Annotated in this window: 11 protein-coding genes; all 11 read right to left on the bottom strand. The window is 34.1% G+C overall.

Annotation, left to right across the window (positions count from 1 at the left end):
• Window positions 1-95 precede the first annotated feature (95 nt).
• A complete protein-coding gene (locus BQ4305_RS00380) occupies window positions 96-1,403 on the bottom strand; it encodes a DNA topoisomerase (RefSeq protein ID WP_110925971.1) in 1,308 nt (435 codons plus the stop codon).
• Between the two features lie 43 nt (window positions 1,404-1,446).
• A complete protein-coding gene (locus BQ4305_RS00375) occupies window positions 1,447-1,755 on the bottom strand; it encodes a hypothetical protein (RefSeq protein WP_110925970.1) in 309 nt (102 codons plus the stop codon).
• Window positions 1,756-1,984: 229 nt separating this feature from the next.
• A complete protein-coding gene (locus tag BQ4305_RS00370; protein WP_110925969.1) occupies window positions 1,985-2,359 on the bottom strand; it encodes a hypothetical protein in 375 nt (124 codons plus the stop codon).
• Window positions 2,360-2,432: 73 nt separating this feature from the next.
• Window positions 2,433-3,464, bottom strand: a complete 1,032-nt coding sequence (locus BQ4305_RS00365) for a DUF3991 domain-containing protein (protein WP_110925968.1) — start codon at window positions 3,462-3,464, stop codon at window positions 2,433-2,435.
• A 43-nt stretch (window positions 3,465-3,507) separates the two neighbouring features.
• A complete protein-coding gene (locus BQ4305_RS00360) occupies window positions 3,508-4,968 on the bottom strand; it encodes a hypothetical protein (protein WP_110925967.1) in 1,461 nt (486 codons plus the stop codon).
• A 12-nt stretch (window positions 4,969-4,980) separates the two neighbouring features.
• Window positions 4,981-5,844 (bottom strand): conjugal transfer protein TrbL family protein, encoded by an 864-nt coding sequence (locus BQ4305_RS00355; protein WP_110925966.1) that lies wholly within the window; start codon window positions 5,842-5,844, stop codon window positions 4,981-4,983.
• Between the two features lie 9 nt (window positions 5,845-5,853).
• The gene (locus BQ4305_RS00350) at window positions 5,854-7,461 is read right to left on the bottom strand and encodes a VirD4-like conjugal transfer protein, CD1115 family (protein WP_110925965.1); all 1,608 of its coding nucleotides are present in this window, start codon (window positions 7,459-7,461) and stop codon (window positions 5,854-5,856) included.
• The gene (locus BQ4305_RS00345; RefSeq protein ID WP_110925964.1) at window positions 7,461-7,883 is read right to left on the bottom strand and encodes a hypothetical protein; all 423 of its coding nucleotides are present in this window, start codon (window positions 7,881-7,883) and stop codon (window positions 7,461-7,463) included. The genes BQ4305_RS00350 and BQ4305_RS00345 overlap by 1 nt, the downstream gene beginning before the upstream one ends.
• Window positions 7,884-7,892: 9 nt before the next feature.
• On the bottom strand, window positions 7,893-8,477 hold the full coding sequence (locus BQ4305_RS00340) for a hypothetical protein (protein WP_110925963.1): 585 nt from the start codon (window positions 8,475-8,477) through the stop codon (window positions 7,893-7,895).
• Entirely contained in the window at window positions 8,474-9,556 is a 1,083-nt protein-coding gene (locus BQ4305_RS00335; protein WP_110925962.1) for a WxL protein peptidoglycan domain-containing protein, read from the bottom strand. The genes BQ4305_RS00340 and BQ4305_RS00335 overlap by 4 nt, the downstream gene beginning before the upstream one ends.
• Before the next feature lie 24 nt (window positions 9,557-9,580).
• Window positions 9,581-11,419 carry a WxL domain-containing protein gene (locus BQ4305_RS00330; RefSeq protein WP_110925961.1) on the bottom strand — a complete coding sequence of 613 codons (1,839 nt, stop codon included), beginning with the start codon at window positions 11,417-11,419 and terminating at the stop codon, window positions 9,581-9,583.
• Window positions 11,420-11,510: the final 91 nt, after the last annotated feature.

Here is an 11,510-nt window from a genome sequence, read left to right as displayed (position 1 = left end):
AAGTCATCCAAAAGATGCTTCCATGGTCGGTTTCACTGCCCGATCAATGCAGGGTACCGGTGAAGTAAATCAATCTTATCAGCATCCTCATCTTATCAAAAGGTGGGGATTATTTTACGCTTACATAGTTCCTTCCATCCCAGCTCCACTAAAACAGACTCTGTAGCTTTGAATAAATGATCGTTATCCTTAAACATTGCAATTGTTTCTTCTTTAACAGCACTTGGATAAAAAGCGGCCAAGAATCGTTTAAAAATCACATCATATAAAAGAGCTTCATCACCCGACAGATTTTTGGCCACTTTAGACGTAATAATTATTGCTTCATGATCCGTAACTTTTGATGGATTAACAAAGGAAGGTTCAATTTTATATCCTTTGTTAATAATCGTATCTACTATTTCGTGGCCAGCATGTTTTTCTAGTAGTTCCGGAAGCTCGGAATCATTCGCAATGTACTGCGCACCGGTTCTAGGGTAAGTAACAAATTTTTTCTCATACAAAGTCTGAGTCACATTTAATGTTTGCTCTGCACCCCATTGATGCTTTGCATTCATTACTTTCTGCAGTTCAGTTAAACTAAAAAGCTTTTGTGGTTTTTCTTCTTTGTTTTTTATTTTTATTTCAAAGTTTGTTCGATTCCCTAGAGAATCCAAGATGGCTTGTGCTGTATCTTTTGTTAAATATGTATCTTGGTCTAACACAAGCTCATATTTCGCACCATTTTTATCAGAGGCCACAACAGAGTAATGTACTACTTTTGAGAAATTCTCAATTGTCTTATCTCGACTTACAACCATAGCCAAAGTTGGGGTTTGAACACGTCCTAATGAGAGAACTTTTGAACTTTTACTCAATTTTGTGATCATCATAGTTGTATTCATCCCGATAAGTAAATCTGATTCTTCCCTAAGCTTCCCTGCAGCTGCTAATCCTTCATACTGAGAACCGTCCTTTGCATTATGAAAAGCCTTCAGCATACCCTCTTTTGTCATGTCTTGGATCCATAACCTCTTCAGAGGCTTCTGAAGGCCACTCATAGCGTAAATCTTCCTGAAGATATGTTCACCCTCTCTTCCTGCATCAGTCGCTACATAAACCATTTCCGAGCGTTTCATGAGGTCTGTAATAATCCTATATTGTTTTTTCACACCAGGATCATCAATTAGAGTTAAAGGAATATCTTTAATGAAAAACGGCAGCTTATTAACATCTCCTCTCCATCCCCATTCCGCATTAATGGATTCCGGGCTTACACAATTCACCAGATGTCCAAAAGCATATGTATAAATACGGCCATCATTACCTATACAATGACCTTCACCGTCTTTATATCCTCCTGATAAGGCTGTCGCTAGATCTCTTGCTACACTTGGCTTTTCACATACGAATAATTCTTTCATGATTCACTTCTCCTTTTAATTGTAGATTTAAAATAAAGTTTGATTAAAAATAAACATATTCGTTTAACGTATTTTTGAATAAGTTTATTAATTCATTTGAATAATTGAAATTGGCATTAACACCTTTTTCTTGCTGATTTTTACTATCTTCAAGTAATATTAAAAATAATTCTTCTTCATATTTGTTAATATCATTAAAACAATCTTTCTGGGCTAACTCGCATTCTAACTTCCACATAAAGTATCCACATTCAGTATCATCTAATATATTTACTGATTTCATATCATAAGCTACAAGCTGATTTTTATAAAAACAATGAATAACATTTTTTTGTTCAATGCTAAATTCCATAAAATCATCTCCTAATGTAGATTCAAAAAAAAGTTTGATCAAAAACAGTAACTAAACCCTTATAAATCAAGGTTTATCCCCAAATATTGTCTCGTTTTTATCAAACTTTGTTTTAAATTATCAATCTTTTTTATAAATTATCGGACTTTATTTTAAATCAACATTAATTTAATATAAAAAAGCACCTATAATTAGCAGGCGCTTGCGAATTTTTCTCTTGAAGTTACTATTAAACAGTCTTAACAAAGGGATGTGTTTCTAATGTAGTGAAATAATAAGATTCTAAAGTAAAAGGTAATATTATACCGTTTTCCTCAACTAAGTATTTAATGGCTTCATCCCATGTAAGACCATCGTAATCTTTATCCTCAACAATAGGCTTCCACTCTCTGCATACTCGGAATTGATATTTTTCTGTTTCTTCTCTGTTTATTATCAGACTATCTTCTCCTTTAAATATAAATCGGTCATTATAAAGAGTGCCCAATTGGTGATTGTTAGCTATATGCTTTGACTCTTTTTTGTCCTTAGCAGATAAATGAACCAATATTTCCATTTCAAAAAAACCATCATGCATACCTACTGTAGTAAAATACTTATTCAAAACAAACTCTCCTTTCCCATTGTATAATTAGTTCAAATTCTTCAATCATATCTTCATTCGCTCCCCTTTGTATTTAAATTTCTAATTCAGAATTGAGGTTTTTTTTTAATTCAGATTCCACTATTGCTTTTAATTCGTTGTTCCAATCCCATTTTGTCAACCCCTTCGGCAACTCAGGAACATCATATTGAAAGGTTATAACTTGACCATCTTTTCCTTTCAACTCATATTCCTGCATGACTTCGATAAATTCTTTACCAGCTTGATCATTATCCACACATAAAGTTATCGATTCGATGGAACGATCCTGTCTTTTCAAATCCACCATTGTCTCTTTAATAGTTTGAAAAACTGTCTGTTTTTTTAAACCATCCATACTCTTTAAACGACAGTTATTCAAAGTAGAGCGATTCAGTGATAAATAACTTAATAAATCAATTGGAGACTCGTAAAAAAATAGGTTTTCGGGATATCCTCTGGTTACGCTAAAACCACTATTTGTAGCTTCTTTGGTTGTCGGTAAAACCTTCTTAAAATAAGCTCGGTCAGCATGTAATCTTTTTTCTTCCGGAATTTCTCTCGTCCCCTGTAGATTGGCACCGATTAATTGACCATGCTCTTTCCATTTAAAAACAACATTTTTATAAGAATCTTCTTTAATTAGATCAGATTCAATAAACAAATGAACCAAATCCGGATCAATTTTCCTTTCATCCACCAAATACTTAATGACATTATCAGCAGACGAAACTTCATTTACATCATATTTAAATTCACTAGGATAACTAGGCTCCGGAGCTTTAAATTCAGAAAGTGCTTTATCACCTAAGTCATCATTGATTTTCTTTACCGCATGTTGAAAGGAAAGATTATGGACGTTCATTAAATAGGTAACTGCATTCCCTGAAACATTCCGACTATTCCAACTGAAATAATTCCTTCTCGAATTGACCACTAAGCTGTTATGATCTTCATGTCTATAAAAATTGTTTCCTTCACTTTTCAGCGGCTCTCCGATAGAAAGTAAATAATCTACGATGTTTACATTATTTGCTTTATCTTTCTCCTCTTTCGTGACAAATAGCTTTTCTTCAGCAGCCTTCACAAATCATTCCCCCTTTTGAAAAATAAAAAAGTCAGGTGTTAACCTAACTTTTTTGTATTGCATTCATAATTTTTGTTAATATGTTGCCTACATTACTTTCCACCCCACTTAAAACAGGAAAAGTATCACCTAAATTGAAATAGTAGATGGAACACATACCAACTAAGATAAACGTAAATGTTCCAAATATATACTTAAAGGTCCCACCGCCAATAATCGGGCTGCGGCCCATTTTTCTCTTTTTTGCAGCCCGGTAGCGGGCTTCTATTTTACTTTGTCGAAGCAGTTCCTTTTCCTTTTGCTTTACCTCTTTTTTTAATTTCTTTTCTTGATTTAATCGATCTTTATTTAACTCTTCCAAAAACTTCATTTTTTCGAGATTGATTTTCTCTTCAATAGCAGCCTGGTTATTTAAAATATTTAGCTTTTCCTGTTTTTGATTAAGACGTTTTTCATGGTAATTCTTTAATAGTTTGTAAGCCTTCTTACTTCCGTTTACAGACCCCTTAACACTAAACTTAACAAACTGGATTGACCTACCTTTCACTTCTTCAAAATCGAGCTCCTGAAGTTGTTCTTTGAGAGTCGGTTTTGGTAATACTGCGGTAGTTAGATTATTTTCCCGGTGTGGAGGTTCAGAAACAACTCGTTTTTGAATTTCAATAAGCTCTTGATGGTACTTAACTTCTTCTTTATCACCTTCAGCTTTTAAAATGCTTGCTTTCCTGTCTGATTCCAGTTTTTTATCTTCTAGCTCCTGAAGCTCCTTTTTTCTTTCAAGTTCATTTACTTTCAATTCCGTTTCGATACTGGCCAACTCAATTTCAGCTTTTTTTGCCTCATTTTCAACCTGTTTTAATCGTTCCTCATGTTCTTCTTTCTTTTTTTTATCGAGATTACGCTTTTCTTCCATAAGCTGTACAGCTTTGATTTTCTCTTCTTCCAATAATCTTAATGCTTCTATGCGCTGAGATTCCTTTACTGCTTCTTCCTTTTCCTTTAATTTAAGAGCTTTTTCCAAAGCTTCTTTTTCAGCCTGAATTTCTTTCATTCTTTGCTGATGTTCAATATCTCTCTGTTGCCGTTCTTTTTCTTCTTTTTTCAATTGCTGCAGGATCTCATTTTTTTCTGATTTTAATTCTTCTAATCGCGCTTTTTCCTCCAGGTGATTATCAGAGGAAAGTAGCCCTTCTTCTTCAATTATTTCGCGTTTTTCTACTTTAAGAACATAATCGAGGACCAACTTAGGTGTATTAGAGTTTTCTTTTATCAAGTGATAGAGACTAGGAATGTCTCTGTCTATTAAAATTTTCGAATTAAAAATACTTTCACCTGTTTCAATTTCGATAATCTTATAACTGACTTTCATCATTTGGCCAGATTGTTTATACCTTGTAACGGCCTCAATTAGCATTTCGTTCGCCTTTAAAAAAGTTAGTGGGTGATCAAATTTGATTTTACTCTTTTCTGAATTTAACCCCTTTTTATATGTGATAAGAAACACTGTAATCCCTCCCTACTTTAAAAATTTACTTAGTAGCATTCTGGAACCCATTGAACCGATATTTCCAGCACCTCTTGAAAGAGCTCGGGCACCACCGCCTCCATACCACATGTTCTTTAACACTGAAGGAGTTTTAATAATTAGAGCGCCGGCTCCGATTGCCAAGAAAATATTCCCGCCTGTAAACAGAGTATTTATTATTAGAGTCACTAAGAATATTTTGATCAATAATGAAGTGACAATAGATAAAACTTCTCTCCACCAAACTTTAAAATAATTATTATCATCCGCAATCATTGATAATGATACAGGGGCAATAAGGATTTGCATTATTATATAATCTGCATAAAATACACAGACAGAATATAAAAACATAAGAAATACCACTACAAAGAAAATAAGCAGGGTCGTTAAGACGATCCCCGCCAAACCTGTTGCACCTAATACTCCTCCTGATAGTGCAGCTGAAATAACTGCATAGCCTCCCTTCCCTTCAAAATCTGTTCCTGCTGCCGCGAAATAGTTTGCGATGGGAAGGGCGATATCTAACATAATAAGTTTAATGACCCAAGGCAGAACTAACATTGCAGCTGCACTTTTTATAACTCTTAGTAGAATTTCATCTAAGGGGTACTCTTGGGTCCCGTTCTGAGTATTAATAATGTATTCTATTATTTTATAGAGAGCGATGACTACAGCAAAAACTCCTGTAAACCATACAAAAAAAGTCATTACATTATTCACAAAATCAGATTCCGGTAAATCGAATACAAGGGCATTAACCATTGTTAGTAACCAGTTCATGAATTCCTCTACCCAGCTATTAATTGTTTCTTCGATGACTTCCTTTAGCTTGTCTCCGACAAAATCAAACATTTAATCACCTCAATTTCTAGCTTCATTATTTTCTTCTGACATAGCCTCTAAAACACTCAGGGAATTTTGATATTTTTCAAATCTTTCTCTTTCTTGATCAAGAATCATATTCTGTTCTTCATCAGCTGCTGTTTGCTCCTCAATAACCTGCTCTTCATTAAAATCTTCATTAGCTGCTAAGTTAGCCATCTGAGCTTCAAAAGCAGCAATCTCTTTTTCATGCGCATTTAAAGCAGCCTGACTTGTTTTCCTTTGATAATCCATTTGAGATACTTCATATTCATCAACTAATCCAGGGTATAGCTCAAACTGTATAGCCTTTTTAGCCTTAATCGGATACTTTCCAGCAATTAAAATCAAACTATCTTTTTCTGGCATCGTTAAAATCTCATCGGCATTCATAAGGGATCTTTGAGAATAAGAGAAATTTGAACTGCTTGACGAGTTGCCAGTACCTCCGGGTCCTCCTCTTGAAATGGACTTCCCGCCCGTTTCTACTTTAACAGTGGCTTTCCCCATAAGATTACTGAAATAAGCTGCCGTTGTATCATTGACATTACCTAAGCAAATTTTAACTGCACAGTTTCCCAATATTGACTCTGCTTTATCTTTACCGTATTTGTCCATCAATTGTGTGTTGTTTTGAAGGATAGTACAGCAAGCAATTCTATACCCCCGGCAGGTGGCCAAGAACTCTTCATAATTATTAAATTTACCCAGGTTAGGAAACTCATCTAATAAGAAAACCGTAGGGACAGGAAGTTTTGCTCCATTTTTATCTCCCAGAATATAAAGTTCTTGGAACATCTGTGTAAAAAATAAATTAATAAGGCCTTCCCACGTTGAATCCATTGTTGGAATTAATACATAAAGAGCAACTTTCCTAGTTCCTATATCTTCAAAGAAAAAATCATTACTACTTGTAAAAGCTGCTACTTCGTCGTCTACATAATCTCCAATTGTTGTAAGCAAACTAATGATAATGCTGGCACGTGTTTTTTCTTGAGATTTTTTAAACCCTAACTCATAACTTCTCCTAGCGGGGTGTCGCTTGTCCAAATCCATAAATTTTTCATCCAGCTCACTGTGTCCCTCTTCATTCGCTTCCGGATCAAACTCCTGAAGAAAATCCAGGATTCCTTCCATATTTCTTTTATCTGGATGAAATTCTGTTTTTGCATACAATATCAGAGCTTTAAGTAACCCTAACTGAGCGTTAAACCAAATATCTTTCCTTTTAGGATCATTTTTCGCACTTACAATTGTATTAGCAACGGTTGTCGCATCTAAATCTCTTCTTACATAGCCAAAGGGATTGTAATGATCAGATAAAGCCATATTTTTGAAGTTAACTACCCGTACTTCATAACCTTGGGCCTCTTTTATTTTGGCTGTTTTTTCATAAACTTCCCCTTTCGGGTCTGTAACAACAAGGCTGCAGTCTGTAATGTTAATCATATTACTCAGTACATATGACTGAGTTTTAAAAGATCCTGGCCCTCCTACTACATACTGATTTCGATTGGCTAATTTACTTTTTTCATGTTGGATTAAAGCTTTACCATCTTTAATCCCCATAATAATTCCACTTGTACTTCTTTCCTTAATAGCAGCCATTATTTCACCTCATTATTATTTAGTGTTTTTTTTATCTCCGTGTACAACTCATTACTCGGTACGACTGTAATCTGTTCAGGCACTTTAAATATTTCTGGATTTCTGGCCCATCTGGAAGAACCTTGAACCCCATATTTATCTCCAACATTTTCATAATTTTTATTACGGGATTTAAATAGTAAATATATAAGCAAAATGAAAGCAACACCTGTTGAAACATAAAGCATCGGATTTTCTTCAGCATGCATTTCTTGAATATTTACTATCGGATGAAAAAAGATGTCTTTTGTATAATCCAATACGACCCTTGGACTAAATTCCGTTTTATATTCAGCCACAAAAGGAATAAATCCAGCAATAAATAATGAAAAATAAAATAGGAAAACAGCAAGTATAGAAAAAACAGTAATTTTAAATTTCATAAGATCTCCTCAGCTTTCCGACATTGAAGCAAAAGTTCCCAAAGTTTCTAAGGAAACGATTTGCTTTTGTCCTTTTTTTTCCTCAATCTTTACTTGAAATATTTGGGTTGTTTCCGGACTCTCTACCCCTTCAAATTTATAAACAGAATCTAATAAAACAAGTCCCGATAATTCTTTATTATCAGCTGTTAAATAAATTTTCAGCTTTTGAATTTTATTTTCAAACCGTACATTCGGGATATCCGAAATGCCGGCAGTTGTTAATTGGCCGTACACTTCTTTATTGACTAAAGGTTTAATTTTTTCAAACCTTTCCTTGTATGTATCTGAGTTGTAGTCATATTGATACTTGAAGAATTTTTCAACAAGGTTTTTCGCCTCCTCATTTCCGGCCAGCTGTTCATCTGTTATAATCCCTTCTGCCTCATCTAAACCTTGTTCTAAGCCCTTAATCTTTTCTTTTAATTCTTTATTAGCTACAGTCATTTTTTCATTTTTACTATTCTCATTGCTCAGATTAAAACCTAATGCAATATTCGCGAATAATGAAATAACAAGCAAAGCAGTTACAGTAATGATTATTTTTGGATTCAAGATATTCCCTCCCTTTTTGGATCCATTTCTTTCACGTTATCTGTGTCCTTACTTTTCTTTTTTCTACGGTAAATATGAAAAACAAAAAAGATTATTAAAGGAAGAAGGGCCAAAGGAATCAACCAATAAACAGGTCCATTCTTTACAATTGGTCTTTTCAAATTCGTAATCAGTGAATGACTATCTTCATTTTTTTCTTTATACCTAATTTCTTTTTTAAATTCCTGAACTTGTCTGTCTCCGTTTTGATCCAAGTAGGATATTTTCCCTTTCAGTGTATAGGGCTTGTTTTTTACAATTTCATCATGTTCAAAAGGTACAGCAAAATTGGTCATTGTCATGGGTGCATAGTCTAATTTCCCCTTTGAAGAAAATAACTTCTTCCCTTTTAAATCCACTTCATATTCAAGAGAAATATCTTTCACCAGTACTGGACTATTTAAAGTAATAGGTAATCTCATAACATAATAGCTTGGCATCATATCTAGATATGCCTGTCCGAAATCAAAAGCTGGCTTTTTATCAGTAGGGAAGTTTATCACTACCCCATATACTGTATTTACTTTGTTTTTAATTTCTAAGGATATTCCACTATTTGTCTTTTTCTCTGTCCCTTCAATTCCCTTAAATGCAATCCCTCCCAAAATGGTCCCTTCTATATTAGGAATATCGATTGTTAACTTAATAGCTTTGCTTTCGCCTCCTTTAAGAATTACTTTATCCGGAGCCTGAAGATACTGCTGCATCTCAAACTTTTTATCAATAATCAAATTATTCTCTGTTTTTTTAGCAGAATATTGAATACCTCCGTTCGCGGAAGTATATGCATTTAATTTTTCAACTTCTAAAGTCAATTCCTTATCCGATTTATTGGTAATTAAAAACTCCAATTCCTGTTGTAAGGTATTGGAGTCTGGCGATATAGATATATATCTCGTAATTCCTTCATCTTGATTCTTAGGCAGAATCGGTTTTACTGAATAAGGAATTTCCCCTGTACTAGCACTTGCTAATGAGGGTAGTGATAATCCGATGGTTAGAAATGCAACAGCAATAAAGCTTAACAAGAATTTTTTCATTTTATTCCACTCAATTCCTTTCTATTATGGGGCAGATATTAGATCCCATGTTAATGTTGATTGATACTCCCCTACCTTTGCTGTTGTTGGATCGATAACAATACTCAAAGCATTTTCAGGGAATCCAAATTCATATTCTCCAATCCCATCCCCACTTAATGCACTTAAAACAGTGACTGCCCCATTATCAATAATCGATTTTTGTGTCATTACATTTGTTGGAGCATTACCACCCCCGGCTTCACTTATTCTTTTTATAGATGAAAGTGGCTCAAGACTGATAGATCCTTGCGGCAGCGTGTATGATTCTCCAAGTAATTTTAAGTGGCTAGCAGAAACACTAAGACGCCAGCCTTCATCTGATCCTGGATAGAAATTCTGAATATGGAAGTTTGAATTAAATGACGTTTTATATGTTTTTGGCTGATCCTGTAATTCGATTGAGCCGAGAGACTTAATTTCAGGGACCATTACTTCGAGCTTTTTTTTCACTATATCTTTCATAGAAATATGCATAGTATCAGAAGCATTTCCTGCATTATCAATGGATTTAATATGCAAATAAGAATTTGCATTTGTATTTATAGGTACTTCAATTTTTCCAGTGGTATTAATATTGGTTCCTGGATTCGTATTAGGATTATTATCAAACACAAACGAATACCCTTTAACTCCACTGGTTATTTCTACCGTTTCAATGGCCGATTTATATAAACTTCCATCATGGGCAACGGCCCCTACCGAATATTTATATTCTGAACCCCGATCTTCTACTGGTTTTATTGAAATATAAAATTTGTCATTTTCCTTCTGAATAGAATAATTCCCAACTTTATCAGGTTTGGTTTTATCTACAGCCTCAGAATCTGTAAAGTCAGATAAATACCCTTCATATATCTTTTTGTCTCCTCGAAAGAGTTGAGACTTTGTCGCATACCCCAACTTCAAATCATCTATATAAACAGTGTCATTTGTTGTCGTCCTTATCCATAATTCAAATCCATTGATTAATGTATTATAATCTTCATAATCAATCACTTTTGTATTTACATTAAATAATGACCAACCATCATTTTTTGAAACTGCTCTATTATTGAAGGAAACAGGAGATCTATAATTATGTTTTAACACTCTATCTCCTTTTGCAAAGTCGCCAAGAAAAGAAGCATTAAGAGTGATTGTCGAAGTTTCCATATCTACACTTGTCACATGTCGATAAGCTGAATATTTACCTTTCTCGGTTGCCAAGTAATATTTTATTCCTCTATTAATATAGTTCTGGAAAAATTCCGGGTTACTAACCTTAGCGGTGAGATCTCCTTTAGAAACATTTTCAAGAAAAGTTATATTTAATTGTTGTCCGTAATCGGCATATCCCCCACTCCCATAAATATTAATGCTTCCAGCTCCGTTAGTTTTAGCACGAAAACTTACCGATAAATCTGTCCCATTTTCCATATATTTTCTATTTGTAAAAATTGCAGCTGAATAAGGTAAAAATGTCTCTTTTCCATTCAGGTCTGTTTCCCGGTAATTACCGTTAGATGATGAATCCACTACTTTTAAAGATTGATTACCAGAAAATTTTTCTTCAGATGTAAAGGATTGACCCCCATACTGTCTATTTCCTGAAGCATTATATGTCAATCGGGGTAATTCATCATTTGCTTCGAAACCGGTTTGATATAATACATCCTCATCTAACATTTCAATGGCCCATTCCATTTTAGTATGATTGTCATCTTGATAAACTTTTAGTGAGGGTATTTGCTCCTCTTTAGTACTTGCTTCAACTTCCTGAGTATTTTGTATTATTGGGATCATTAAAAAGGCTGCTGTTAAACTAATAATTATTTTTTTCACTCAAACCTTCTCCTTTTATTGTTTTGAGGCTTTTCTATATCTAAAATTGCCATTTCAATATTTCAGGATATAGAAAAACAACATAACAAAA

Origin of the sequence: Bacillus massiliglaciei, from assembly GCF_900098925.1 — a bacterium.
Taxonomy (GTDB): domain Bacteria; phylum Bacillota; class Bacilli; order Bacillales; family DSM-1321; genus Peribacillus; species Peribacillus massiliglaciei.
This window is presented reverse-complemented; position numbering and strand designations above follow the sequence as displayed.

What these genes read in the sequence shown, in the direction of transcription:
- BQ4305_RS00350 (WP_110925965.1), bottom strand. Translation starts at nt 7,461, where the DNA reads ATGGCTGCTATTAAGGAAAGAAGTACAAGTGGAATTATTATGGGGATT.
- BQ4305_RS00375 (WP_110925970.1), bottom strand. Translation starts at nt 1,755, where the DNA reads ATGGAATTTAGCATTGAACAAAAAAATGTTATTCATTGTTTTTATAAA.
- BQ4305_RS00345 (WP_110925964.1), bottom strand. Translation starts at nt 7,883, where the DNA reads ATGAAATTTAAAATTACTGTTTTTTCTATACTTGCTGTTTTCCTATTT.
- BQ4305_RS00335 (WP_110925962.1), bottom strand. Translation starts at nt 9,556, where the DNA reads ATGAAAAAATTCTTGTTAAGCTTTATTGCTGTTGCATTTCTAACCATC.
- BQ4305_RS00355 (WP_110925966.1), bottom strand. Translation starts at nt 5,844, where the DNA reads ATGTTTGATTTTGTCGGAGACAAGCTAAAGGAAGTCATCGAAGAAACA.
- BQ4305_RS00380 (WP_110925971.1), bottom strand. Translation starts at nt 1,403, where the DNA reads ATGAAAGAATTATTCGTATGTGAAAAGCCAAGTGTAGCAAGAGATCTA.